This window comes from Paraflavitalea pollutisoli (genome assembly GCF_029360705.1).
GTDB lineage: Bacteria > Bacteroidota > Bacteroidia > Chitinophagales > Chitinophagaceae > Paraflavitalea > Paraflavitalea pollutisoli.
In genome coordinates this window covers 743,164-769,997 of sequence record NZ_JARKMX010000014.1, presented here as the reverse complement: position 1 = coordinate 769,997, position 26,834 = coordinate 743,164, and the positions used below count along the sequence as shown (strand labels likewise).

20 protein-coding genes and 1 other RNA gene are annotated in these 26,834 nt (G+C 51.5%); 14 read left to right on the top strand and 7 right to left on the bottom strand.

Going from position 1 to position 26,834, the window contains the following annotated elements; genetic code table 11:
* The first annotated feature begins 91 nt into the window (after nucleotides 1–91).
* Nucleotides 92–1,369 carry a hypothetical protein gene (locus P2W70_RS33460; RefSeq protein ID WP_276485973.1) on the top strand — a complete coding sequence of 426 codons (1,278 nt, stop codon included), beginning with the start codon at nucleotides 92–94 and terminating at the stop codon, nucleotides 1,367–1,369.
* A 161-nt stretch (nucleotides 1,370–1,530) separates the two neighbouring features.
* On the opposite strand, the gene P2W70_RS33455 is transcribed toward P2W70_RS33460, so the two are convergent.
* Complete coding sequence (locus tag P2W70_RS33455) at nucleotides 1,531–2,019, bottom strand: VOC family protein (protein WP_276485972.1); 489 nt, start codon at nucleotides 2,017–2,019, stop codon at nucleotides 1,531–1,533.
* 979 nt (nucleotides 2,020–2,998) lie between these two features.
* Between P2W70_RS33455 and P2W70_RS33450 the strand changes: the two genes are divergently transcribed.
* The 5 genes from P2W70_RS33450 (at nucleotide 2,999) to P2W70_RS33430 (ending at nucleotide 10,181) form a co-directional block, all read left to right on the top strand.
* A complete protein-coding gene (locus P2W70_RS33450) occupies nucleotides 2,999–3,964 on the top strand; it encodes a polyprenyl synthetase family protein (RefSeq protein ID WP_276485971.1) in 966 nt (321 codons plus the stop codon).
* Between the two features lie 167 nt (nucleotides 3,965–4,131).
* Nucleotides 4,132–6,660 (top strand): tetratricopeptide repeat-containing sensor histidine kinase, encoded by a 2,529-nt coding sequence (locus P2W70_RS33445; protein WP_276485970.1) that lies wholly within the window; start codon nucleotides 4,132–4,134, stop codon nucleotides 6,658–6,660.
* A 123-nt stretch (nucleotides 6,661–6,783) separates the two neighbouring features.
* A complete protein-coding gene (locus tag P2W70_RS33440) occupies nucleotides 6,784–8,412 on the top strand; it encodes an amino acid permease (protein WP_276485969.1) in 1,629 nt (542 codons plus the stop codon).
* Between the two features lie 4 nt (nucleotides 8,413–8,416).
* Nucleotides 8,417–9,058: an HD domain-containing protein gene (locus tag P2W70_RS33435; protein ID WP_276485968.1), complete on the top strand. Its 642-nt coding sequence runs from the start codon at nucleotides 8,417–8,419 to the stop codon at nucleotides 9,056–9,058.
* A 94-nt stretch (nucleotides 9,059–9,152) separates the two neighbouring features.
* Nucleotides 9,153–10,181: a Smr/MutS family protein gene (locus P2W70_RS33430; protein ID WP_276485967.1), complete on the top strand. Its 1,029-nt coding sequence runs from the start codon at nucleotides 9,153–9,155 to the stop codon at nucleotides 10,179–10,181.
* 83 nt (nucleotides 10,182–10,264) lie between these two features.
* Here P2W70_RS33430 and P2W70_RS33425 read toward each other — a convergent pair whose 3' ends face one another.
* Nucleotides 10,265–11,098 (bottom strand): Cif family virulence factor, encoded by an 834-nt coding sequence (locus P2W70_RS33425; protein ID WP_276485966.1) that lies wholly within the window; start codon nucleotides 11,096–11,098, stop codon nucleotides 10,265–10,267.
* 219 nt (nucleotides 11,099–11,317) lie between these two features.
* On the opposite strand from P2W70_RS33425, the gene rnpB reads away from it, so the two are divergent.
* Nucleotides 11,318–11,793: RNase P RNA component class A (gene rnpB / locus P2W70_RS33420), an RNA gene on the top strand.
* A gap of 7 nt (nucleotides 11,794–11,800) precedes the next feature.
* On the opposite strand, the gene P2W70_RS33415 is transcribed toward rnpB, so the two are convergent.
* The 5 genes from P2W70_RS33415 to P2W70_RS33395 all read right to left on the bottom strand — a co-directional run bounded on the left by P2W70_RS33415 (nucleotide 11,801) and on the right by P2W70_RS33395 (nucleotide 15,818).
* Nucleotides 11,801–12,886 carry a tetratricopeptide repeat protein gene (locus tag P2W70_RS33415; RefSeq protein ID WP_276485965.1) on the bottom strand — a complete coding sequence of 362 codons (1,086 nt, stop codon included), beginning with the start codon at nucleotides 12,884–12,886 and terminating at the stop codon, nucleotides 11,801–11,803.
* A 164-nt stretch (nucleotides 12,887–13,050) separates the two neighbouring features.
* Nucleotides 13,051–13,968 (bottom strand): CPBP family glutamic-type intramembrane protease, encoded by a 918-nt coding sequence (locus tag P2W70_RS33410; protein ID WP_276485964.1) that lies wholly within the window; start codon nucleotides 13,966–13,968, stop codon nucleotides 13,051–13,053.
* Between the two features lie 103 nt (nucleotides 13,969–14,071).
* Entirely contained in the window at nucleotides 14,072–15,016 is a 945-nt protein-coding gene (gene plsX, locus P2W70_RS33405; protein ID WP_276485963.1) for a phosphate acyltransferase PlsX, read from the bottom strand.
* 29 nt (nucleotides 15,017–15,045) lie between these two features.
* Nucleotides 15,046–15,237 carry a 50S ribosomal protein L32 gene (gene rpmF, locus P2W70_RS33400; RefSeq protein ID WP_275832594.1) on the bottom strand — a complete coding sequence of 64 codons (192 nt, stop codon included), beginning with the start codon at nucleotides 15,235–15,237 and terminating at the stop codon, nucleotides 15,046–15,048.
* Nucleotides 15,238–15,266: 29 nt separating this feature from the next.
* A complete protein-coding gene (locus tag P2W70_RS33395) occupies nucleotides 15,267–15,818 on the bottom strand; it encodes a YceD family protein (RefSeq protein WP_276485962.1) in 552 nt (183 codons plus the stop codon).
* A 211-nt stretch (nucleotides 15,819–16,029) separates the two neighbouring features.
* Here P2W70_RS33395 and P2W70_RS33390 point away from each other — a divergent pair, with 211 nt between their 5' ends.
* The 7 genes from P2W70_RS33390 (at nucleotide 16,030) to P2W70_RS33360 (ending at nucleotide 26,823) form a co-directional block, all read left to right on the top strand.
* Complete coding sequence (locus P2W70_RS33390) at nucleotides 16,030–16,506, top strand: DUF4920 domain-containing protein (RefSeq protein ID WP_276485961.1); 477 nt, start codon at nucleotides 16,030–16,032, stop codon at nucleotides 16,504–16,506.
* A 315-nt stretch (nucleotides 16,507–16,821) separates the two neighbouring features.
* Complete coding sequence (locus P2W70_RS33385) at nucleotides 16,822–17,958, top strand: cytochrome-c peroxidase (protein ID WP_276485960.1); 1,137 nt, start codon at nucleotides 16,822–16,824, stop codon at nucleotides 17,956–17,958.
* Between the two features lie 138 nt (nucleotides 17,959–18,096).
* The gene (locus P2W70_RS33380) at nucleotides 18,097–20,214 is read left to right on the top strand and encodes a TonB-dependent receptor (RefSeq protein WP_276485959.1); all 2,118 of its coding nucleotides are present in this window, start codon (nucleotides 18,097–18,099) and stop codon (nucleotides 20,212–20,214) included.
* An 81-nt stretch (nucleotides 20,215–20,295) separates the two neighbouring features.
* Entirely contained in the window at nucleotides 20,296–20,544 is a 249-nt protein-coding gene (locus P2W70_RS33375) for a hypothetical protein (RefSeq protein ID WP_276485958.1), read from the top strand.
* 55 nt (nucleotides 20,545–20,599) lie between these two features.
* The gene (locus tag P2W70_RS33370; protein ID WP_276485957.1) at nucleotides 20,600–21,523 is read left to right on the top strand and encodes a glycerophosphodiester phosphodiesterase family protein; all 924 of its coding nucleotides are present in this window, start codon (nucleotides 20,600–20,602) and stop codon (nucleotides 21,521–21,523) included.
* A 1,224-nt stretch (nucleotides 21,524–22,747) separates the two neighbouring features.
* Entirely contained in the window at nucleotides 22,748–23,311 is a 564-nt protein-coding gene (locus P2W70_RS33365) for a T9SS type A sorting domain-containing protein (RefSeq protein ID WP_276485956.1), read from the top strand.
* Between the two features lie 71 nt (nucleotides 23,312–23,382).
* Nucleotides 23,383–26,823, top strand: a complete 3,441-nt coding sequence (locus tag P2W70_RS33360) for a beta strand repeat-containing protein (protein ID WP_276485955.1) — start codon at nucleotides 23,383–23,385, stop codon at nucleotides 26,821–26,823.
* The last annotated feature ends 11 nt before the right edge of the window (nucleotides 26,824–26,834 follow it).

Below are 26,834 nucleotides of genomic sequence, written 5' to 3'. Positions count from 1 at the left end.
TTAGAACTCGGTAAAGTATTCGACCAGTTCAACCCGCCTGGGGCCGACGTTCACCTTGCTTTATGACATCTTGCAGGCACAATACATAGCCATGAAAGCAAGCAACAATCGTATGATGCAGGCAGCACTGGGTGCATGGTGCCTGCTGGTGATGGGAACAGCCTGTAAGAAAGATCCGGCGAAGCAACCGGACGACCTGGTCATCATTGTTCCCAAAAAGACACCGGTAGGAGAAGCCCTGGATCCTGCCGTGAACCGGATGATCGGTCCGCAGGGCGGTACGGTAAGCAGTCCGGATAACACTTTCCGGATCATTGTACCGGCAGGCGCCGTGAGCAGCGACACTTACTTCGGTGTACAAACGATTACGAATACCAATGTGGCCGGGAAGGGCCGTGCTTTCCGCCTGACGCCCCATGGCAAACAATTTGCCAAACCGGTTACCCTTGAATATGTCTATACGGCATTTAAAGATTCGCTGACCTTTCCTATTTCCGCCGGGCTCTCGTACCAGGACGCAGCAGGTGTCTGGCAAATGCCCGGAGGTGGTATTGTCGATACGGTGACGAAGACCGTGAAAATACAAACCAGCCATTTTAGCGATTGGGCGTTGATGGAGCGGGTAAGCCTCAACCCGGTGAGTGCATCGCTGGGAGAAGGAACGAAACAAACGGTGAAGGCGCTGCTATACAATGCGGTACCCAATCCCTGTCATTGCCTCGATGACCTGTTGCAGCCCTTACCGCCCCGGGGTAACCCGTATCCGGTGGGAGAGCCAGTACCCCTGCCGGCGAAATACATCAAAGGCTGGAAACTAACAGGTCCGGGTAATCTGAATAACACAACCGGCAATGTGGTGGAATACCAGGCGCCCGCAACGATCACGAACAATAGGTCGGCAACCATCCAACTGGAATTGAATGGTCCGGCTCAGGGCAAATACCTGCTGCTATCGACGATCTCATTGATCGGCGACAGCTGGATCGAAATGAGCCTGCATGGTGGTGCACCAGTGATATTTCCGGCAACACCTTGCGTGCGGCAGGGCGATCAGTATTTTCTTGCTAACCCGGAAGATGAAGGCGGTGGTTATTTCGCGATCAAATGGGTCGGTGGTTTAGGTACGCATGGATTCGACCTGAAGAATAAAACCACCTGGCATTATAACACCACGGCAACAGGATATGTGAGTATGTATATGCCGAATCCGGATGGTGAACTGCTGCCAAGCGCCGGAGGTATTACCATCACGAAGCTGGGGAATGGTCGGGTAGAGGGAACCTTTAGTGTGGAACAGGCGAGTTACAACAACTTCAAGGCGGTGACAACCGCCAAAGGAAAATTCAGTGCCAAATTGGTAAATGGATAAATAGGCTAAACTTTTTCTGGCTGTACAATGGGTGTAACGATACAGAACAGACATTACGGCCATTGCTGAGTTGAATAACTGGTCGCTAATGAAAGATGGGTCGCCGTTCCCGGCGGCCCATCGTTATTGATAATTTGTAAGCTAAAGCAAATGATTGAAACCTAACCGGCCTGGTAAGCCGCTTCCAACTTTGCCTTGTCGAGCTTGCGCATCGTCATCATGGCCTTCATGGCACTGTCGATCTTCTTTTGATCTTTACTGGTGAGCATCTTTAACATAGATTCCGGTACCACCTGCCACCAGAAACCGAATTTGTCCTGTATCCAACCGCACATGCTCTCTTTGCCACCTTCACCAAGCTTTTGCCAGTAGTAATCCACTTCGGCCTGGTCTTTACATTTGATGTACAGAGAAACAGATTCGTTGAACCTGAATTGCGGTCCTCCGTTGAGACAAACGAATTCCTGGCCAAAGAGGTAAAAGCCGGCAGTGAGCACCGACCCTTTCACGCCGGGACCACCATCTCCCCAGCGAAGAATATCTCCCCGTTGTAGGTTTTCTTTGAATACAGCACTGTAGAAATCGATGGCAGCCTCCGCTTGTCCATCAAACCATAGGCAGGTGGCTATTTTCTGATCGTTCGTAGGCATACATAGCATGTTTTTGGGTGAATGAAATCGTGGTACAAACCTACATGCTGCCGACCGCACTGGGCGGGTGTCGCTGCGCCTTTGTCCGGGGCCTGTTGCGACGGGAGCTTCTGGGTTAACATCGGTCTTGCTGTGCTCATCGAAGGACTGCATGGGCTATAGCCTGAAAGGTCCCCATGGCTGGTAGCCCACCTGCCTGCCTGTTGCCTGGATATGTTCTGCGTACTGTCTGCACATCGTCTACACATAGCACTGCGCTATAGGGAAAATAGACCATGTACAGAGGGAGTCAGTGCTATGTGTAGAGCATTTTCGGACAGTGTTGGTCTGGTAGCCAGGGCGGGTAGGGGGGATGGTTGGGCAGGGTAGTCAAAGGTATGGGATAGATAGGATGATAATCTGGATGGAGGAAGGTGGCTGCTGGCTCATTAGCGCCTCGTGGCGGGCCGATTGCGGGGCCGGAATAAGTGCGCCTGGCGAAATGCGTAATGGTTGCAAATTGCCGCTAATGCATGCCTGCACCCTGCCGATGCCCGTAAAAGTTCAGAAAAGGGATGGATGGCATGCCCGCGGGTAGGCTCACCAATTGGTCCTTAATAGCTTCTCCATAACTGCTCCGTAGCTGTAGTATGGCTGTCAGGTAGCTACCGCTAGTCAACCCCAGGTCAACCCCAGGTCAACTCCATGTCAACCCCATGTCAGTGACCCTTAAATGCAGGCTGGAAGCGGGTTTATGTTGATGCGCGTCGGCATAATTAATCCCATGGCGGGTTTGATCGAAATGGAGAAAGTGAAAAGTAGGCGTTGGCGCATGAATAGACAGGTATTGGGCGTGTGCCATGAAGATAGCCCAAAACCTTGCCCATTCCATAAAATAACCGCATCATTTTACCAGCCCTGCACCGATTTGTACCAATGCGCTGGCGCGCAGGTGATTAATGCCCATTTCGCCCTATCTTGCACCCCATACCCATTGACCATGCATTCATTCGAAGAGTTATCAAAAGAGTTCGCACAGAAATTCAGCGTTCGCCATTTCCCGGCACAGCCAGCCTCGTTGTACGATCCCAATGAGTACTTTCTGAGTCTGGGCGGCAAACGTGTGCGCCCGGTGCTCTGCCTCATGGGCAACGAGATCTTCGACGACATCGTGCCAGATGCATGGCATATCGCTACCGCCATCGAGCTCTTCCACAACTTTACGCTCATTCACGACGATATCATGGACAAAGCGCCCCTGCGGCGCAACATGCCCACCGTACATGCCAAATACGACGAACCGACGGCCCTGCTCGCCGGCGATGTCATGCTCGTTGCGGCCTACGAACACCTCAACAAAGTACGGTCCGAGCATTTTCACAAGATCCTGCACCTCTTCAACAAAACCGCCAAAGAAGTGTGCGAAGGACAGCAACTCGACATGGATTTCGAAAAGCAGGAGGCCGTCCAGCTCGACGAATACATCCACATGATCGAGCTGAAAACCTCCGTGCTCCTGGCAGCCAGCCTGCAGCTGGGCGCCATCCTCGGCGGCGCCTCCAAAGGCAACCAGGATGAACTCTACGCCTTCGGTAAAGAGCTGGGCATCGCCTTCCAGATACAGGACGACTACCTCGATTGCTTCGGCGATCCCGCCAAATTTGGCAAACAGGTAGGCGGCGACATCGTGGCCAACAAGAAAACCTTCCTCATGATCAAGGCCCTGGAATCCTGCTCACCCGACCAGCAGCAGGAATTGAAACGCCTCCTGCAGGAGAATCCTGCCGATAAGGTACAGCGCGTGCTGGACCTCTACCGCGCCTGCGGCGTCGATAAATGGGCCTTCGACCTCAAAGATAAATACCTCAACAGCGCCTTCCAGCATTTAGACAATATCACCGTGGTAACTGGTCGCAAGGACACGCTGACCAACCTCGCACATTTCCTGGTACAACGGGAATATTAGGCCAGGGGCACAACGGCCGGATCATCGACAACCGCGCCCAATTGCGGCCCACAGTAACGAAATAGACAACAAAATGCCTGTGGTGGGTAGCTACGCGACCCGCTATTCCGGCGTGTTATCCTAATTTTGCCGGGAGAAACGAACACGGCAGCTATAACCTCCCGGCAATGAAAATATACTACCATCTGGTCATCGCCCTGGTGCTCATGGGCTACATGGCGTCGGCGCAACAGGGCAACGAAAAGCCTCCTTCAAAGCAAAAGCTGGCCTTGTTGCAAAAGCTGGACAGCACCAGGCTGGATACCCCCCGCGTGAAGACCCTACTCGCCCTGGCAGACTACCATTGGCGACATTCCCAAGAGCGGAATTACGACAGCGTGTTAGCCTACTGCAACCACAGCATGGAATTGTCCCGTAAATTGAAATACCCCTATGGTATCCACGAAAGCGCAAACCTGCTTGGTAAAGTATACATTAAACAAGGGAAGAATGACCAGGCCCGTGCGCTGCTGTTGCTCGTGAGTCCGGAACAGCGATCACGCATCTTCATCTTATTGGGGGAGGGGTTCCTGTATCAACCCGGTCTTAAAAAGCCCGCGCTCGACTCGGCCCAGGTCTACTTCAATAAGGCACTGCAAAATGCCCAGGCCACCGGTTCCGTACATTGGAAACATGAAAGCCTCATCGCGCTGGCCAAGTACTACTATTCTTCCGATCAATTGGAAAGAGGTAAAAACGCCTTTCTGGAGATTATCCACGACCTGCAACAATCGAAGGAACTGTCGAAAGAGGCGCATATCTGGTCCGAGATGGGAAAATACATGCCCGATACCGATACTACCTTCGAGGCGCAGATGTGGGCCCATGGTACGGCTTTTAAACTATACCAACAGTTAAAGGATACTGCCAACCTCTATTCTGTGCTGGAAGACATCGCCTTCATCAACATGTCGCACTCCCATTTCGATACTGCCAGGGCCATGTTCCTGCAGGTGATCGAATTGCGCAAAGCGATCGGAAGCAAAAATTTACACGTAGATGCGCGGATACTCGCCTGGCTCTGCTACTCGACTGGCCAGTTGGAAGAAGCGCTCAAATGGGCCTTGTTTGCCGAAAAGAATCTCGAAGAGCTTGATCAGGCCATCATGGCGCCAGATCTCGCGCTGACCGGTTTTATCTATGCAGCCGATGGACAACCAGAGAAAGCCTTATCTTATTTTCAGCAGGTGAAAGATAATATATATGGTGATTTGCATGCCTTTGTAGCCAGGAAGGCAGCGGAGCAGTACATTGATCTTGGCCAACCGGAAAAGGCGCTTGCCTATATCGAGTCATTTGAAAAAGATTATCCTCCGCAAGATCCCTACAGCAGGGAGTCGTTGGCTGCAGCCCGTGGTGATATTTATGTGGCGATGAACAAACCAGCCCTGGCGGAGCAGCATTACCTGAATATGATCAGGCTCGATAAAGAATCCCAGCAATACAAGGCACGTGAAATGTTTTCCATGCCCTTTGGTATATCGGGAGCCGAAGCGTACACCCGGATAGCCCGCTTTTATGTAGATCAAAAGCGTTTTGCGGAAGCCGCACCCTATATCGCCACTGCGGGTAGGCGCGATGCTTTTTCAGGTTACCGCGTCGTGTCGGCCCGGTTGCGCCGTGACCAGTATTGGGTGCGCTACCAGGTAGATTCGGCCGCGGGCAACTTTCAGTCGGCCCTGGGCCATTACCGGCAATACAACTTGCTCAATGATTCGCTCACCGATGTGGTGAAGGCGCGACAGTTTCACCAGCTACAGGTGCAGAATGAGACCGAGAAAAAGGAAATCACGATCCGGCAGCGGGATGAGCAGATTGATGGCTTGCAGAAAATTGACCGCCTGCAACGGGCCAATCTGCAGCAAACCAAAATAACACGCAACATCAGCATTGTGGCTACCGTGGTATTCCTCCTGCTGGCGGTGCTGTTTTACCGTCAATACCGCCAGAAGCGACTGGCCAACCAAATGGTGACTTCACAAAACGATCAGTTGCAACACCTGGTGCGGGAAAAAGAATGGCTGTTGCGCGAAGTACACCACCGTGTCAAGAACAACCTGCAAACCATCATCAGCCTGCTCGAATCACAAGCCATCTACCTGCAGGACGACGCCCTGCGGGCCATCGAAAGCAGTCAGCACCGCATCTATGCCATGTCGCTGATACACCAGAAGCTGTACCAGGTAGAAAATGTGAAGACGATCAACATGAGCCAGTACCTGCCCGAGTTCATGTGGTACCTCCGGGAAAGCTTTGGAGAGAACAATAAGATCCAGTACAACCTGGAAGTCGATCCTATCTCGCTCGACCTATCTGTGGCCATCCCGGTAGCCCTGATCGTGAACGAGGCAGTCACCAATGCCATCAAATACGCCTTCCCTGATGGCAAAAGGGGAACGATCGATATTGCCATGCGGCGGGTAGACGAGGAGATAGTGTTGAGCATTGCAGACAATGGGGTAGGGGTAGGGCTGCACCTCACGGGTCAGTCCAACAATTCGCTGGGCCTGGAACTGATGAAGGGGCTTACCCGGGAGATCAGGGGGCATATCGAGATCCTGTCCAATGAAGGTACGACCGTGATGGTCCGGTTTTCAGCCAATGCCCTGTATGTGATAGCGGGAGAGGTCGAAGAGGAAGCGACCGTATCAGTGTAATGACAATTATCCAATATATTATTCCTTTCGGGTATGTCCTGGCGTGCCGTATCCTTTAACCTGATTAATGGTCACCTTTTCATGTTTTTTTGCTAATTTCCGCCCCTTAAACCCACGATCAGCATGGCAAACTCGTTGTTCCGGAAAAAGTCACTGGAATTACTGACCAAGGAATACAATGCGGGATTAGGAGATGGACATTCGCATACCGGCCTTAAACGAGCCCTGCGGGTAAAAGACCTCACAGCAATGGGGATCGCTGCCGTCATCGGCGCGGGTATCTTCTCCACCATCGGCCAGGCCTCTTTCGATGGTGGTCCCGGCGTCGTCATCCTCTTTATCATTACAGCCATCACCTGCGGATTTTCAGCGCTCTGTTATGCTGAATTCGCTTCGCGCATCCCCGTATCGGGCAGCGCCTATACCTATGCTTACGTGTCTTTTGGAGAAGTGGTCGCCTGGATCATCGGCTGGTCATTGATCCTGGAATACGGAATTGGTAACATCGCCGTCGCCATCAGCTGGAGCGGTTATTTCCATAATTTACTGGCGGGTATCGGTGTACACCTCCCCGAATGGCTCATCAACAACTACGACAGCGCCAGTCTGGAAGTAGTCGCTGCTGCCCCGCATATAGCAGGCATACCCGTGATCATGAACCTGCCCGCCTTCCTGATCGTGGTACTCATCACCTGGATCGTCTACATGGGTATCCAGGAAAGTAAACGCACCACCAACCTCATGGTGGGGCTCAAGATCGCCGTCATCATTTTCGTGATCGTAGCTGGTTTCTTCTACGTAGAACCTGCCAACTGGAGCCCCTTCCTGCCCAATGGATTCGACGGCGTACTGAAAGGCGTGTCGGCGGTATTCTTTGCGTACATCGGTTTCGATGCTGTATCCACCACGGCCGAAGAATGTCGCAACCCCCAGCATGACCTGCCACGGGGTATGATCTACTCGCTGATCATTTGTACTATTCTGTACATCCTGATCGCGCTCGTATTGACCGGCATGGTACCCTTTACCAGCCTCAAGGTCGATGATCCCCTGGCCTTTGTGTTCAAAAGCGTAGGCCTCGAAAAAGTAAGTTACCTGATCTCGGTCAGTGCCGTCATCGCCACAGCCAGCGTCTTGCTGGTGTTCCAGATGGGCCAGCCCCGTATCTGGATGAGCATGAGCCGCGACGGCCTGCTGCCCAAGCGCTTCAGCAAGATCCACCCCAAATTCAATACACCTTCATTCGCCACCATCCTGACGGGCATCCTGGTAGGCGTACCTTCCCTGTTCCTCAACCTGACCATCGTTACCGACCTCACCAGTATCGGCACCCTGTTTGCCTTCATCTTGGTTTGTGGCGGTGTGCTGACGCTGCCCCAGGAAGAGATCACCACCAACAAGCGATTCAAACTGCCCTATATCAATGGACAGTGGATTATTCCTGTCATTGTATTGGCCACCTTCATCGGCCTGTGGGGACCCATCCAGGAGCGCTTCGACTTCAGCCGTGGGTTCGAATACTGGAAGGCCTATATTCCCTTTTATGTGTTCCTGATCGTAGCCATTGTGCTGGCGGTACAAACATTCAGGAAGAAGCTCTCCTTCATTCCCGTAATGGGCATGCTGAGTTGCTTTTACCTGATGACGGAGATCCACCTCCGCAACTGGATCGTATTCATCATCTGGATGGCGATCGGACTGACTATTTACTTCATGTACGGTTTTAGAAAGAGTAAGTTGGCAAATGCCTGATAGCATGGAATTGCAGACAATGGAAGCAATATGGAACGCGTGCTGCGCAAACTATACCGACAGCCAGGATGTGATCGCCATTTCGTTTGATGAGATCCGCAGGCGCTATACCGGTACCGCACGCCATTACCACAACCTGCAGCACATCGGTCAGCTGCTGCAGCTGGCTACCCAACACCGCGACCAATTGCAGCATTGGGACTGTGTCGTTTTCGCGATCTTTTACCACGATGTCGTGTACAACGTATTCCGCAAAGACAATGAAGCACGCAGCGCGGATATGGCCGATAAGCGCCTGGCTACCCTCTGCGTTACCGCCGATAAGATACAGGTCGTCAGGGAGCTGATAAAGGCCACCCACAAGCACCAGGTGACGCCAACGGCTCCTTATGCCAGCGACCTGGCCTGGTTCCTCGACTTTGACATGGCCATCCTCGGCACCCCCTGGGAGCAGTACGAGGTCTACGCCCGCCAGGTGCGCAAGGAATACCGCCTCTATCCCGACCTGATGTACAACCCCGGTCGCCGCGGCTTCCTCCAGCATACCCTGCAGGCAGACCGTATCTTTCATACCCCCTGGTTTCACCAGCAATACACCGATACCGCCCGCGCCAATATGCAGCGGGAATTGCAGTGGTTCCAATAAGGTCGACCCTCCCGGAAAGCCTTGCCGCCGGCCCTCGCCCATACAGTGCCACTGATCTGCTCCCGTATTTCCGCGAATTGTATAATTTTGCACCATGAAATTCCAGATAGGAGATAAAGTAGTAGTGCTGCATTCCAACGACGATGGAGAAGTAGTGGACATAATCAATGAGAAAATGGTGATGGTCGAAGTACGTGGCGTAAAGTTTCCCGCTTACACCGACCAGCTGGATTTTCCCTATTTCAAGCAGTTCAGCGCCAAAAAAGTGGTGCCTGAAAAGAAAGACAACAAACCCAAGAAATTCATCGACGATATTCCACGTGAGAAGAAACCTTTGAAAGACCGGACGGTAGATGGGGTATGGCTCACCTTCATTCCCATACTGGTGCCCGACGAATTTGGCGACGACGTAGTCGACGACCTGAAAGTGCACCTGGTGAACCGTACCAATGATGGGTATAAGTTCACGTACAAACTGAACTACCAGGGCGAATCCCATTTCGACCTGGTCAACCAGGTACGTCCTTTTGAAGATTTCTACATCCACGACGTGCCGTTTGAGAACCTCAACGACAGTCCGACCTTTGCGTTCGATTTCTCCCTCGAGAAACCCGACAAGAACAAGGCCGATTACTTCGAGGCGTCCCTCAAGCTGAAAGCCAAGCAGGTCTTTGCCCGCATCGAAGAACTCAAACGGAAAGGGGAAGCTACCTTCTCATACAAATTGTTCGATACCTATCCGCCCAAGGTGGAAGATCCGGGTATCGACGTGAGTATACTTGGTGCCAAGGGTTTCAAGATCTATGACGCGGCGCATACACGCCAACACCTCGAGCCGGCTAAGAACGAAATTGACCTGCACATCGAAAAGCTGGCCATCGACCACGAGACGCTCGACAACTATGAAAAGCTCGACCTGCAGTTGCGGACTTTCGAGAAATACCTCGACCTGGCCATCCTGCACCACAAGCCGGCTTTCATCGCCATCCATGGCGTGGGTAGCGGTAAACTGCGTGACGAGATCCACGAAATACTCAAATACAAGAAAGGGGTGAAAAGCTTTTTCAATAAGTACCACCCGGCCTACGGCTACGGAGCCACGGAAATCTATTTCCAGTACTAAACGAACTCCGTCGTCAACGGCTCATCATACCAGGGGGCGCATCACGGCACGTGATGCGCCCCCTACTTTTTATCACATCGGTATTACCATTTCAGTACTTGCAATAGCAGCTTCCAGCCTGCCGGGGTATGGCCCCATACCCGCAGGTAGTTCTCGGTTTTGTTGTTGTGCGTAACAGTTCCATACACATACGCCATATCGCGGCTGGCGGCCATGCCGGCAGCAAGGGGCGTAAAATGCAGTCCGGCCGGTACACGGCGCAGCGCCGCCGCTACATCCTGCACCTTGGTAACAGGATGGACTCCTTCCAGGTTGAACCAGGTGGCAGGCGTGGTAACAGCCCCGAAAGCAAGTATGCCTTCGCGCCGGTAGTGGTCGATAAAGTCCTGTTCAGGCATCAGGGCAATCGTATCCACCAACGAACGAGGGGAAACCGTCGGGGCGGCAGTCAGCTGTGATCCGGGCAGTTCCTGCAAGGTTTGCTGTTCGTAGAGCGAGGTAGCATAATTGATCCCGATATCTGCGAGAAACTTCCACTGTCCGGCAGCGTTTTTGTACCAAACCGTACTGTAATGACCGAACGAAGTAGCGGTGTCGGGGGCAGCGGCGCGCCAATAGAAGGGCCCAGTGGTAAACCCGAAATCACCAGACGCAGCAATGCCGGCAAAAGCGGGGTGCCACCACAACGTAAAAGACTGATCGGGCAATGCCTTCCAGCTTTTGAGGGCATTGCGTGGCTTGCCGCCGGCAAACACTACACCCTGGCTATCGGCATATTGCAGAAAAGCCATTTTGGGTCCCTGCTCACGGGCTGTCCGGGCAAAAGACAATTCAGCTTTCGTCACCTCGCTGGTGGGCTGCGCCTGGCAAACCCTATTGGCGATCACAAAAACGATCAGGAGTACAACTGTGCGCATCGATTGTATTTTGTTGCTAATGTAAGGGGGCACCGTCGCGAAGCTATACTCATTCCGCCAGACTGTAGTATAGGGCCGCTTAACAGCACCATTCAATTGCTGACGTTTAGCTGCCGGCAACTGGAACATGTTGCTGTTCAATAGCTGTTGAATGGATTGCCCCCGTCTTTATAGCGATAGGGCCCACCTATCCCCGCCGAAAATCGTACCTTTGCGGCAACTACAAACCGGGTTATCGCTTCTTCGTCCGATTCGTGCCTGCACGGGCCGGCGAAGGGGAGGAAAGTCCGGACAGCGCAGAGCAATGTACCGGTGAAGAGCCGGGTTCGTAAAAGGGCTTCGGCCCTTCGCGAAACAGACAGTGCCACAGAGAATAACAGCCTTCAGCTTCCGGCCTCCGGCGGCTTCGTTCGTAACCCTGGCGTGGGCCCACGCCTTCGCCAGGGCTACGGAGGGTGATGGTGAAAACGTAGGGTAAGAGCCTACGGTGTTGTGCAGTAATGTACGGCAGGGGTAAACCTTGCATGCTGAAATGCCATGTATACCAACGGTCGAGGGCTGCTCGCCCGATCCCTTCACCGGGTCCGTTGGGTGGGTAGGCAGCACGAGCCTGTCAGTAATGCCAGGCCTAGATAAATGATAACCACTCCACCTATGGTGGGGAACAGAATCCGGCTTACAGGTTTGTAGTTACTTTTTTTCTTAGATGAACTTGAATAAGAGTTCCAGTACAACGATCAGCAACGACACGACAGATACGGCTACCTGTATTTTCTGATCCGCCAGACTTTCCTTTCTCTTCAATACATTCCTCAACACAAGAATGCAGCCGCCAATCGCTATGGCCGGCACGACGATGTAGAATAGCAGTTTCAACATCCGTCGCGTAGAATTTGCCTGCTCTATGCGCGCCTGGGCATCGATGTAGAACCGCGATGTGGAATTGATCTTACCAAGGTATTGCACAGCGGCCGACTGATCGCCGAGGCGTGTGTAGGCAATGTAGAGATTCCAGCAGGCGAGGTCAGCATACCGGGGACTATTTTCCATACGCCGGTAGTAGGCGATCGCCTGGTTGAGCTGACCGTTCCGCAGGTAATAGTTGCCCAGCTCGATCTGGTATCCGCCGTTCTGCGGATGCTCCTGCAAAGCTTTCTCGATACACTCCTTGTAGCGCTCGTATTGATGGGTTTGTTTGTAGCACAGGGCTTTGATGAACCATGCCCGGTGGTGTTGCGGGTTAAGGCTGATGGCACTATCGAGCCACCTGATCGACTGTTCGTAATCATGGGTCAGGTAACCATGCAGGCCTTGCAGGTAGTAACTGGTCGTAACTTCATGGTCCCCCAGCGTACCCAGGTAACCGAGCACCTCCTCCGGACTGGTTTGCTGCAACCGGATAGCCAGCAGTTCCGAAAACTTTTGGTACAATTCATTATAATCACCGCCAGGCAGTTCGATCAGATAAGGCTCCAGTCGACCGCGTTCATATAAGCGCATCAGGTATACCGAATCGGAAAGCGGCGAGAGGTCCCTGATATAATAATCGAGCGGAATGGTTTGGCCGCTGATAAGATAACCCACCATTTTTTGCGGGTAAAAGGCCACACTGTCGATCCCGGTTTCAAATAGATGATTTTCCTGGCGAAGGATCAGTGCGAGGTCCTGGATGACTTTGCTTTGAGCGCTATTGTGCCGGCAACCAATGGTAAAGGGAATGTTGGGATCATCCGATGCCCTGACCACCATGCCCAGGCTTACTCCCATGACGAGCAGTAATAACTTCATACCCATGTTTTAAAGGTTCTGCCATAGGGTGTTTCAAAGGGTAATACGGAAGGCAGATACAGGTGGCAGCAAAAGGAGGACGCGAAGAAGCGCAATAAATACAGGAAGGAAATGAAAGTTACTACAAAGGCAGTCAGCAGACAATACCACAAAGGGGGTAGCGGTCAATGGCCCGCAAAATAGTAGCCGGCCAGCTCCATCAGCCAGGCGATGCCCAGGTGCACGATCAGCCCACCCCAGATACTGCGGGTATTGAGCACAACAACCCCGAGGATCAGCCCTCCGAAATAAGAAGTGATACATTCAAACAGGGGTTTGCCGAAATGGATACAACAATAGAAGGCGGCCATGGGCAAAATAGCGGCGGCGCCAGCAAAACGGGCAAAGGCCAGCACGAGGAACCCGCGGAAGAAGGCCTCAATAGTGAGAAAATCGACTCCATACGACAGCTCGTACAAAAGCTTCCAGGGCCAGCTAACGGCCGTATGGTCGTCGATGAAGTAAATGCGCTGCATTTTGGGATAGGTGTGCTGAAAATCGGCCTGTGTGCCCGCAAACGCGATGAGGGGCACCATCATCAACAGCAACCACCAATAAGGCTTTACGTCGAAGCCACGTAGCTGCAGGCCAGCCACGGGGCCGGTAAACCTGCCTGTCCGCCACACAAAGGAGATCAACAACAATACCACCGCGCATTTCAGGGGCCAGTTCAGTACATAGTACCCATAGCGGTCCCAGGGATCGGTCAGTCCGGCCGTCAGCCAGCGGGTGATATCATCCATCGATACCTTGATCGCGAAGATGGCGCAGGCTGCCAGCAACAGCCAATACCAGCAGCGGGGCATTTTGTGCAGGGTGGGGGAGAAGAGTGATTGCAGCAGCCAGGCACCCCCGAATATAAACAAGTACAGGCAAAGAAAACCGCCCAGGCGGATCCATGCCGGTTGGGCCATAATGCTGCGTTCGATACCGAAGGTATAGTTGAGGTAGACGAGTACGGCCATGAGTAAGCTTACGCTCAGAAAGGATGGCCGGTTGAGCGTGCCTGCATAGGACCGTAAGTACCCAAGGATGCTTTTCATCGCAATAGGAAATCAAAATGCAAGGAGATGGCCTGGTCTTGCTTCGTCAACAGGAACAGCAGGCTGAAGTAGTACACCGGCGAGCTATCCGTGTCTGTACACTTTATTGAGCGTGGAAGCTGGCTTTCATCTTGCTCATCAAGTCGGTTTCAATCATTTTCTGGGCCACGAGGATCATATTGCAGAATGCGCGGGCATGGGAGATACCATGACCGATGATCACGGGCTTGGCAACACCGAGTACCGGCGTTCCGCCGTACAGCTCGAAGTTGAAACGATCGAAATACTCGTGTTTGATCTCTTTGCGGTGAGTAATGTCGTAGATAGATTCAGCCAGTTTCAGGATCACATTACCGGTAAAGCCTTCGCATACCATGACGTCGGCTTTGTCTTCCAGCACATCCCGGCCTTCGACGTTTCCGATAAAGTTGATCTGATCATTGGCTTTGAGCAGGGGATAAGTACTCTGCGCCAGGATATTTCCCTTACCTTCTTCCTCGCCGATATTCAGCAGCGCTACCCGGGGATTGTCGATACCCAGGATATACTGTGCATACAGGGAACCCAGAACGGCAAACTGGTTCAGGTTTTCCGGCTTACAGTCGGCATTGATGCCAACATCCAGCAGGAGGCCTGTTTTACCGTTCTCCTTGGGCATGATCGTGGAGATCGTAGGGCGCAATACACCTTCTATCGCTTTGATGGAGTACATCGAGCCTACCAGCATGGCGCCGGTGTTGCCGGCGCTGATAAACGCGTCTGTTTTGCCAGAAGCCAGCAGGTGAAACCCGATGGCAATAGAAGATTGTTGCTTTTCCTTGAGCGCTTTGGTGGGATGTTCGTGCATGTCAATAACCTGTGGCGCATGCACCACTTTCACCCGGTCTGCAGGAATGTTATACTCCTGCAGCAGCGGATTGAGCTGTGCCTCGTCACCGGTTAAAAACAATATTGCCGGACTATCAGTTTCCGACAAATAAAGCTGGATACCTTTGACCGCTTCGAGCGGCGCAAAGTCTCCACCCATCATATCTAAACCAATATTCATCCGGCAGGTAAGGTTTGTATTAAAAGGCCTTATTTAATGGGAGATTGCTCTACAACCACTTTTCCTTTGTAATACAACTTACCCTCGCTCACGTGAGCACGGTGGCGAACATGGATCTCACCAGTGGTGCTGTCCTTGCTTAAAGTAACCTTCTCAGCTTTATAGTGAGTTCTTCTCTTCGCACCCCTTTGTTGGGAATGTCTGCGTTTGGGATTTGGCATGACCTCAAAATTTATAAACTACTAAAAAATCAATTGTCTTCTAAGTCTTTGAACTGCTCCAAACCTTTCCATAAAGGGTTTTGGGGTAATTCTTTTTGTTGGGCGTCCATCTTGTTCAACATGTCCAGCACTTCTTTATTACAGTGCGAACCACCTATCTCGTCTTCGGCACACATGCGTTGCATGGGTATGCTAAGATTGATGAATTCATAGATCCAGTCGGCTATATGCAGGTGGCTTTCGCTACGTGCTATATAATATACATCCGGATCTTCCTCCTGCTCGTTCATCACTTCGGGATCTTCCACCATCTTGACAACGATGTTGAAATCATCCCACAGTTGCAGGGGCAGATTGTTACCACAGCGATCACAGGTCACTTCCAACTGGCCGCCTATTTCAAATTTCAGCAGCATAAAGCCCGTCTTCTTATCCAATGTCAGCTTCACATGGGCCTTGCAGTTTCTGAAGTCCTGCTCTTGGTACTCTACAAAGAACTTTTCATCAATATCATACTCAAACTCATGGATTCCCGGCTTCAGCCCAACGAATGCGATATCGTAATTCCTGCGGCTACTCATGAGCATCCCTTTTAAAGAGTTTGCAAAGGTAGGGATAATCAACTAAAGATTAAGCCCTAAGGGTAAAAAAGGCGTAAAATATTCCCACATCCGTGAATTACGATCTATCAGCCTGTAAATCAACCACCACGCGATCTATTTTCCCTTTTCGTAAACAAGTCTGGACCTATTTATGCACCTTTGTAGTCTAAATTAAAGCAGTATTTACAATATGAAAAAGCTTTTATTGCTGGCTATTGCCGCTACAACCTTATCCCTGGCCCAGGCCCAACCTCCCAAAGGACCCGCCAACCCAGGTGATACTTACGGAGCCAAGATCAACGCCAAAGGCGCGATGGACATCTCCAAACTGCCCGCAGCCCTCGATAAACAAGACAGCATCGGTCAAACCAAGGTGATTGCCAAGGTATTGGACGTATGCCCCAAAAAAGGTTGCTGGATGAAAGTACAGGTGGACGACAATACCACTGCTTTCGTAAAAATGAAAGATTATGCATTCTTCGTACCCATGGATATGATCGGTAAAACCGTCGTACTGGATACAGAAGCAAAGATCAAGACGACTTCGGTCAACGAACTCCGCCACTACGCAGAAGATGCGAAGAAACCGCAGGCAGAGATCGACGCCATCACCGAGCCCAAAAAAGAGATCAGGTTGCTCGCCAACGGCATCCTCGTGATGAAATAAGTCACAGACAGCCGTTACAGCACAACAAAATAGCAGGTGTACACGCAGGAACCGGGACCATCATCCGGGTTCCTGCGTTTTTTGTTTGCGGCAGGCCTTGTTTTAGCAGCAGCCGGCGCAAGAAGCCGCGGCAATAATGTCCGGGCAACCTGATTTTCACCACATTCGCCCCCTTTTTCCTCTTCTCGAAAACAGAAATGCGTGCGTTACAGGAACTTTGCCGCGCTTTATTGTTAACAGCACCATCCATCCAGCTGATTAAGTGCCAATTGGGCAAATGGTGGCTATGAACCGACTATAGGTATATTTATAAGTATGAAGAAGTATCTCGTAGTAGCGTTGCTCGTCGCGCTGGTGGCTGGTATCGCTTCTTTCACCACCACCCAACCCGTAGAAGACTCCCTGTCGTGGAACGACAGCCTGCGTGCCCTGTATGCACGGTCCATCAGCGAATGGCCACAACCAACCATCGATGCCGGCGTCAATTGGAAAGAACTGACCGCATTGCCCGTCGATACCGCTATTGTAGCCAAGCTGAAAGACCCCAAGATCAACCTCGGAAAACTCCTCTTTTTCGACCCGCGCTTATCGGGCTCCAACCAGATCTCCTGCAGCAGCTGCCACGACCCCGACCTGGCCTGGACCGACGGTCGCACGGTTTCTCTCGGTAACGATCACCGCCAGGGTACCCGCAATACCTCCACGATACTCAATGTGGCCCAGGTAAAGGAGCTGTTTTGGGACGGTCGCTCGGCCAGTCTCGAAGACCAGGCGATCAACCCCATGGCGACCATTCATGAAATGAACCAGGAGCCGCCGACCATACCAGACGAGTTATCGGCCATCGCCGGTTACCCGCCGCTGTTTGAAAAAGTATATGGTGATAAGAAGATCAACCTCGACCGCATCCTGGATGCCCTGGCTGCTTTCGAACGCTCGGTGGCCAGCCGCCGCAGCCGCTTCGACGAATTTATGAATGGCAAGTACCAGCGGTTGAATGACGAAGAAATACAGGGCCTGCACCTGTTCCGCACCAAAGCACGTTGTATGAACTGCCACAACGGAACCTATTTCACCGACAACCAGTTTCATAATATTGGTCTTACCTACTACGGACGTAAATACGAAGACCTTGGCCGTTATAACGTAACCAAAGAGGCAGGAGATGTTGGCAAGTTTCGTACACCCTCCCTGCGCGATGTCATGAAAACACGCCCCTGGATGCACAATGGCTTGTTCGACAATATCGAGGGTATTCTCAATATGTACAGTGCTGGTATGCCGCAGCCCAAACCCAAGCCCGACCAGGTTAATGATCCCTTGTTCCCCAAAACGGATCCCCTGATCAAAAAGCTGGACCTCACCCCCGAAGAGAAAAAAGCCTTGATGGCCTTTCTTGATGCCATCACCGGTGTCCCCTACAAAATGGACCGGCCCGAATTGCCAAAATGAGACGATCAGAACAGTTGATAGAAAAACCCGCCCATGGCGGGTTTTTTGTTGGGCTACGGTGGGCCGTCTGCCGTGATTTCCTGCACAGGCTGTACGATTAATGCGTAATATTGGCCTTCAATTTTTTGAACGATTCATATGAGACTATTTTATCCATTGATCGGTACCTTATTGTGCTCTGGTGCCTATGCCCAAACTGTCGACAGCCTCGATGCGATTGTCGTGACAGCGCAAAAGAAAGAAGAGAAACTGCAAAAGATACCGGTGACGGTGTCGGCCATCACCTCCCGTGAAGTACTGAACTATCGCCTGTGGAATACCCGTGAGATCACGGCAGTAGTCCCCAACCTGTTTTCGGCCGATCCGGGTGATGGCAGGAACGTAACCTCCATCCGGGGTATTACCACGACATCGTACGATCCGGCCGTGGCTACCTACATCGATGGTGTGAATCAGTTTGGCCTGGATACCTATATCTCACAGCTCAATGATATCGAGCGCATAGAAGTATTGCGTGGACCACAGGGTACCCTCTATGGCCGTAATGCGATGGGTGGCGTGATCAACATCATCACCAAACAACCTACCAACCGCATCACGGGATTTGCCGAAGCCAATATCGGCAACTATGGCCAGCAGCGTTACGCAGTGGGGTTCCGTGCACCCTTGATCAAGGATAAATTGTACCTGGGCGTGTCGGGCATCTATGATGGCCGTGATGGTTATTATACCAACCTCTACAACAACAAAGACTTCGATCGACAGCATAGCCTTTCCGGCAACTATTTCCTGAAGTACATCGTCAATTCGGCCTGGTCGATGACGCTCAATGTAAAACATGTGGCCAATCGCAACAACGGCGCCTTCACCCTGGTGAACGGTGTAGACAATGCGTTTGAACATCCTTTCGAACTCAACCAGAATGCGACCACCGAAATGGTGGATAACACACTCAATGCGTCGCTGTCTATCAACCATACCGGCCGTGGATTCAACTTCAGTTCGCAAACGGCCTGGCAGTCCAACCACCGTTATTACAAAGATCCCATCGACGGCGACTTCTCGCCCATCGACGGCGTATCCATTATCAACAACTACGGCAATGACTGGAACAAAGTGAAAGTACTGACCCAGGAATTTCGCTTCACGTCTGCCAATACCAGTGCCTTCCGCTGGACGGCCGGCAGCTACCTCTTTGCACTCGATAACCCGGTGAAGCAGGCTACCCATTTCGGGGAAGATGCCGAGATGATGGGATCGCCCGAAAAGAATTATGCGCTGGTCAATACCTCTACCGGCAAGGGCTTTGGTATTGCTTTGTATGGAGAGGGTAACTATGTGTTGAACAAACAATGGGAACTGATCGCAGGATTGCGGTATGATTATGAGCGCAAGAAACAGCAGGTGTTGGGTGAATACCTGCCCGACGGTTCGCCAACGCCCGTGTTCGACTTTCAGCCCGATACTTCGGCACATGCCAATTTCAACGCCTTCTCCCCCAAACTTGGCGTCTTGTACCATGCAGCCGCCCACAATGACCTGTTTGTTACGTATAGCCGTGGTTATCGTGCCGGTGGTTTAACGCAACTGGCCGCCGATCCATCTACGCCACCGCTTTACGCCTATAAACCGGAGTACAGCAACAATATTGAGCTCGGTAGCAAGAATACCTTTTTCAATAACAGCCTGCGGGTGAATGTAGCGTTGTTCTATGCCACCATCACCGACGCACAGGTACCGACGCTGGTGCTGCCCGATGCCATCACCGTGACCAGGAATGCTGGTAAGCTCCAAAGCAAAGGTGCGGAGATAGAGCTGGCAGCGTTGCCTGTCAAAGGCCTGGAAGTGAATTACCAGGTTGGCTTTACCGATGCGGAATACAAAACACTGAAAGTGTCGCAAAATGGTAATGCGGTAGACCTCGCCGGTAAGAAACAATTGTTTACGCCGGATATGACCTCCATGCTGGCCCTGCAATACCAGGTGCCCGTAACACGTAAAGGAACGGTGCAGTTGATGGCGCGTGGTGAGTGGCAATACCTCGGCGAGCAATATTTCGACCTGTCGAATAACATTCGTCAATCACCTTACAACCTGCTCAATGCACGGGCAGGAATCATCACCAAATATGCGGAAATTCTCTTCTGGGGTCGTAATTTAGGTAACAGAAAGTACATCAGTTACGCGTACGACTTTGGAGCCGTTCACCTTGGTAATCCTGAGACCTGGGGATTCACCCTTCGGGTAAAATGGTAAGCTCCTGATGCGGGCGTGTAGCCGATCTCGCCACCAGCGATTGTATGTGCCTGATTTGTTCATGCTGTAAAAAGATGCAATATGGGTGACAAGAAAAGACCAGCCGAAGAGTCGGCGATAGAGCAAACCAATAATACCGGTTACGATAATAACGCAAACCCTGAAGAAACCTCCGAAGGGGCTGTGTTACCCGATCCCGAAGAGATCAAACTCGGACCACTGCACAAAGTGGGCGAAGAACACCGTACCGTGAAAGATGTAGACCGCCCGCGGGATACCAATGAGGGTGATGCCGATCACGATTCGTGGGACTTCCGCCGCAACAAATAAATAACATCCCCATCCTGTCGATGGGTATATATTTGCCGCCTTAATTGAATACTCCATGAAACATATGCTGCCTATGCTGTCTGTTACAGCTGCCCTTGCGCTGACAGGCTTGTTTGCTTGTAAAAGCACTCAGAAAATGACCACCAATTTTCAGTACCCTGCATTTTATAAAGAAGGGCACCGGGGGACCCGGGGCCTGATGCCCGAGAATACCATCCCTGCGATGACCAAGGCCATCGAGGTGGGAGCCAACTTCGTCGAAGTGGATATCTATATTACCAAAGACAAGCAGGTGATGATCGCGCATGATCCGTATGTAAATGTTAACCATACGTTGACGGAAGATGGCAAAGAGATATCGAAAGAAGAGGCGAAGAAGTTTGTATGGCGCCAGATGAACTATGCCGATGTGCGTAAGTTTGATGTAGGTTCCAAACCCTACAATGGCTGGCCACAACAGCAGAAAGTAAAAAGCTATATGCCTTTGTTGGGTGAACTGATCGACTCGGTAGAAGCATTTACAGCCGCGCGCGGGGGAACACCGGTGATCTACAACATAGAAGTTAAGACCAGTCCCCAGTACGATACGCTCAACTACAATGCCGGCCCCGAAGAGATGATCAAATCGGTCATGGACGTTGTGAAAAGCAAGAAGATCGGGAATCGTTTTTATATCCAGTCCTTCGACTTCAGGCCGCTGCAGGAAGTACACAACAAGTATCCCGGTACGACGATCGGCTTTTTGACCGGCGATCCGAAGATGAGCCTGGAAGACAACCTGAAGAAACTGGGCTTCACCCCGGATGTTTACAGCCCGGCGTACAAACTGGTAACGGCTGATATGGTGGCTGCCTGCAAACAGCACAACATGAAGCTGGTACCCTGGACCGTGAATACGAAAGAGGAGATGCAGACCCTGATCAAACTGGGCGTTAACGGCATCATCACGGATTATCCCAATTACTTTTCTCAGCTATAATACAACAGCTGTATTTTTTCCATCCGGCAGGTTGGCTAGCAAAGACGCTGGTGGACCTGCCGGATGTTTTTTGTAGCCAGGGCTGTGGTCCCGGCAACCGGTGATACCTAAGCCATGGACTGACGCATTGGGGAGGACTGTAGCTGCCCCCTATGCCCCCAGGGCTCGTTCTGCTGGCAATAACCGGGCGGCTAATCCGTATCGTGTCAACCTATTATATATGTTATTCCAGCCCCCTGGCTGCGCAATTTCCCGCTTCCGTAAGCGCGTTTTACCGAAACCGTAACAGAGATGAAGGTGTTAGTTTGCAAATTTGTAAAGTAATCGACAGATATCACCGAAGGGTGGCAATTGGAAAATGGACTGATTGCTTTTTCGGCTTCGGCCGGCTCTTCTTCAAGATAGTTCTTTGTAAAGGCTGGTGGGGCCCTCCGGAATGCTTTCAAGCGTTGAATTGGACGGATTATGTGGACCTTCTGAATTGACATCATCATGCGCTCCACCTCTTTTGATCAGAAACAGGACCTGTCACCGACAGTGTCTGGCAACATAGTAAGTCCTTTGAATGATTCCATTACCTATGAACAAGCACTTAAACCGGTTCCTTTGAAGGCACAAATGCTATAGCGGGAAGTCTCTTGTTTTGCAGGAGACTTTCTCTTTTTAACCACCATGCCAATCCTGCCTACTCATTGGTACATCGTCCAATCTTTTCAACCCCCGACCAACCCATTAACTTATCCCAGACATTATCTGCACCGACCTGATCAATACCCAACCTATCGCTGTTGGTAGCACCAAAAATCATTATCCAACCCAGTCGTATACCTTCTTCGTGGTATAGTGTATAGTTTGACTGTATTCGGGTATTGTCTTCTCAAAAAAATTACCACAAAGTGGGAGTTTTTTATATTTGAAAAACTATCTATTTTTACGTCCTGTAGTTGATCCCTACGTACCTTTTTGAATAGCTGTTGCCTTTCATGCCCGACCACTGAATTTTGCAGATCAAAACTTTCACCGCCTGTAGTTGCCTTGATACCTGTATGTATATGACTACCGATTTCCGGTAGCGCTGACCGTGTTATGCTGCATGAAGCTGATGCAGCCCTTACCTTTTTTGCCTAATCCCCTTTACTGTTCAGGCATAGCTCTGTGCTTCCGGCACGGAGTATACCGCTGTGCAATGGCATTATTAACCTTTAAAATAAAGTCCGGCTGCTTATGAACAAAGTTTACAAAGCATGTTTCATTTTGCTGTTGACGATCGTCGCGTTACAAGGTTCGGGACAAACGATCAGGCCCTCGGTACTCAATGTAGCGGGAGGTACATCCAGTGACCCCAATTCCTATTATCGTTTCGATTGGAGCCTTGGCGAAATGACCATCATCGAATCGCTCGCACCTGCCGATAGTATCGTGCTGCTCACGCATGGCATACTACAACCACTAACAGAGATTACTGGTAACTCCAATCTATCGCTCATTTTCGCTCCCGGCGAATTCAGGCTCTTCCCCAATCCGACCGTGGGTAGGTTTGAGCTCGACTTCTTCATTCGCGAATCCGGGTTCATCAGACTGCAACTGACCGATGGTAACGGGAAAGTATTGGAGGTGAGAGAACGCGAATATAACAACGCTTCGCGTATCGCTTACTTCGATCTTTCGAGGTATCCATCCGGTACCTATTTCGTGATCGCCACGCTCTATCCAAGCAGACTTCGTTCTGACAAAAAATCGGTGATCCGCCACAGCGGCTTCCGCGTCGTCAAGATCGATAACAGGTAGGCGCAACAGGTAGGTAGCACACTACCCAACTATTAATCAATTAGCATCTCTCAAACCTCAAAACACATCAAATGATGAAGCGAATTTTATGCTTGCTTACTGTATTGCAGCTGGCAGCCCTGTACTCCATGGCACAGGCACCCGCTTTGCTGAATTACCAGGGTGTAGCCCGCAATGCAGTGGGTAACGTACTGGCCAATAAATCCATCAAACTTAGGCTGAGTATCCGTAATGGCTCCGCCAATGGTACCATTGCCTACTCAGAAACACGCTCGCTCACGACCAATACGGTAGGCCTGTTCAATGTACAGGTAGGAAGCGCAGGTGCCACCAATGTAACAGGTACCATGGCCGGCATCGACTGGTCGAGCGGTGCCAAGTTCATGCAGGTAGAGATCGATCCGGAAAACGGCAATGCGTTAACCTCCATAGGCACTACACAACTGCTGTCCGTTCCTTACGCGATGTATGCGAATTCAGCAGGTGCGGGTGGTCCGGCAGGAGGCGATCTAACAGGTACTTATCCCAATCCCTCCATTGCACCCAACGCCGTGGTGACGGGTAAGATTGCCAACAATGCAGTGACGACCGCCAAGGTTGCCGATGCCAGCATCACGACCGCCAAGATCGCTGATGCAGCCATCACCATTGGCAAACTGGCCGATGGTTCGGTGATCACCGCTAAGATTGCCGACAATGCCGTCAGCACCGCAAAGATCATGGATGCAGGTGTCACTGCCGCTAAACTCGCCGATGGAGCTGTTACTACCGCCAAGCTCGCTGATAACTCTGTAGGCGCCACCAAGATTATGGATGGTGCAGTGGGTACACCCAAGCTGGCCGATGGTTCAGTGACTACGCCGAAGCTCGCTGATAACGCTGTTACTACCGCCAAGGTAGCCGACAACAATATCACAGGGGCAAAGCTTACGGATAACTCGGTAGGCGCTACCAAGATCATGGATGGTGCGGTAGGCACCACCAAGCTGGCCGATGGTTCAGTGACTACGCCGAAACTGGCCGACAATGCAGTCACGACAGCGAAAGTGGTTGACGCGAATATTACAGAAGCCAAGCTCGCTGACATGAGCGTAACGACCGCTAAACTGGCCGATAATGCAGTAACTACTGTGAAGGTGCTTGATGCCAACATCACCACGCCCAAACTGGCCGATGGTGCTGTTACGCTGGCCAAGCTCGACCCGGGTATCACCTTTGGTGCAACAGGTCCTGCCAGCGGTGATCTCGGTGGTACCTATCCCAGTCCGATAGTGGTTAAACTGCAGGGGACGCCAGTTGTTAACACGGCGCCTGCAGCTGGTCAGGTATTGAAATTCGATGGTATCAACTGGGCTCCCTCTGCGTTGGGAGGTGGAGGATTTGCTTTACCCTACATCACACTTGAAAACAACGCCAGTACGCTGTTCTCAATAGAGAACGATGGTGATGGTACTTCCATAGAAGGGATCAACAATACCACTACTTCCAGCATTGCCGCGGTACGCGGCATCATTACCTCGACAGCTCCTGGAGGCTTTTCTTCCGCTGTACGCGGTATTAATAACGGCAGCGGTGGTCTTGGTATAGGTGTATGGGGATCTCAAGCTGGTTCTGGCTGGGGTGTTTATGGTGTTACCCCCAATGGCCTCGGTGTCTATGGCAACTCCAGTGCCAATGGAACTGGTGTATATGCCAATAGCAATTCAGGTACTGGTTTAACGGCCACCTCCAACAATGGTATCCCTGCCAGCATATCCATATTCAATAATTCAAATAACAATACGGTGCTGAATGCCAATTCGGTGGGTAATGGTACAGTTGTTAACGTATCTACAACAGGTAATGGAGCAGGTGTTCGGAGCTCTACCGGTGCTGGATTTGGTATCCATGGTATTACTAACCAACAGACCTCGGCTGGTATCGTCGGCGACAACAATGGCGCTGGTGAAGCGGTTGTAGGTCGTACTACCAGCGATATTGCCGGTGCGGTAGTAGGTCGCAACGATGGCGGTGGTTATGGCGTAAGGGGTTTCCTGGCTACCAATGCCACCGGTACAGGTGTTGGTGTGCTGGGGCAGGTGGGTATCAATAGCAGTAAAGGCCGCGCTGGTCGTTTCACCAATACCAACAGTGACAATGACCTGGGTAACACCCTCGAAGTAGAGACCAACGGCAATGGTAATATTCCTGATAATACACAAGGTAATGCTGCTTCCTTCCTGGTAGACAATACCAATAGTGTAGGAGCGGCCGTACGTGGAGAGGTAAAGACGATCTTCGGCAACTTTGGTGCTGCGGGTATCTTCGGTGTATCTTCTGGTACTGGTGGTTTTGCTGGCTTGTTCCATGCTTCCAATCCTTCGGGGAATGGCGCTTCCTTAGTGGCGATCACCGATGGTAATGGCAATGCGATCACCGCCAATGCCAGTAAGGATGGTAATGCCATAGAAGCCAACATCGATGGCGGCGGTAATGCCCTGTATGCCTGGGTTCCCACTTTTGCTACCGGACGTGCAGGACGGTTCCAGATCTACAACGAAGACAATGAAAGCGATGTAATAACCGTGAAAACCGTGGGTAATGGTACTGCGGGTAACTTCATGGTCGACAGAACAACAGGTACGTCACCAGCAGTGATGGGGGAAGTAAACTCCATCTTTGCCAACTTTGGCACAGCCGGTGTTTACGGTAAGTCTTCAGGTACAGGCGGGTATGCAGGTTTATTTTATGCCAGTAACCCTGCCGGCAATGGCCCAGCCTTGCTGGCATTGACAGAAGGTGCAGGTAATGGTATCACAGCCAATGCGGGTGGTACCGGTGACGGTGTAGAAGCCACCTGCGACGGTAGTGGCAATGCGATCTTTGGATGGATCCCCAATTTCGGTACAGGTAAGGCAGGTCGCTTTGCCAACTTCAACGCAGCCAATGGGCAACCTACTGTACAAATAAGTACTAATGGTACTGGCAACACCTTGCTCATCAACCATACAGGAGCCAGTGGCAGCCTGGCAGTTTACCAGAGCGGTGGTACCAACGTAGCCCGCATCAACAAAGCCGGCCGTGGTTTCTTCAACGGTGGTACACAGGCAAGCGGCGCAGACGTAGCGGAAGCATTCGATGTCACGGGTACAATCAACCAATACGAACCTGGTGATGTGCTGGTCATTGCTACTGATAAGGACCGTGCCGTGGAGAAATCAGCCGAACCGTATTCCATGCTCGTAGCAGGTGTATACGCGACTAAGCCCGGTGTATTGCTCACAGAAGAGAACATCGACGCCGACCTGACCGGCAAGGTACCCATGGGTGTAATTGGCGTACTGCCAACGAAGGTATGCCTGGAAGGCGGCGCTATTAAGCGCGGCGATCTGATCGTTACTTCCTCTATCGCCGGTGTCGCTATGAAAGCTGACCCCGATAAAGTGAAAGTAGGACAGGTGATCGGTAAAGCCCTGCAGGACTATAATGGTCAGGGCATTGGAAAGATCAACATATTGGTAAGCATTAAGTAACCAGAAAAAGA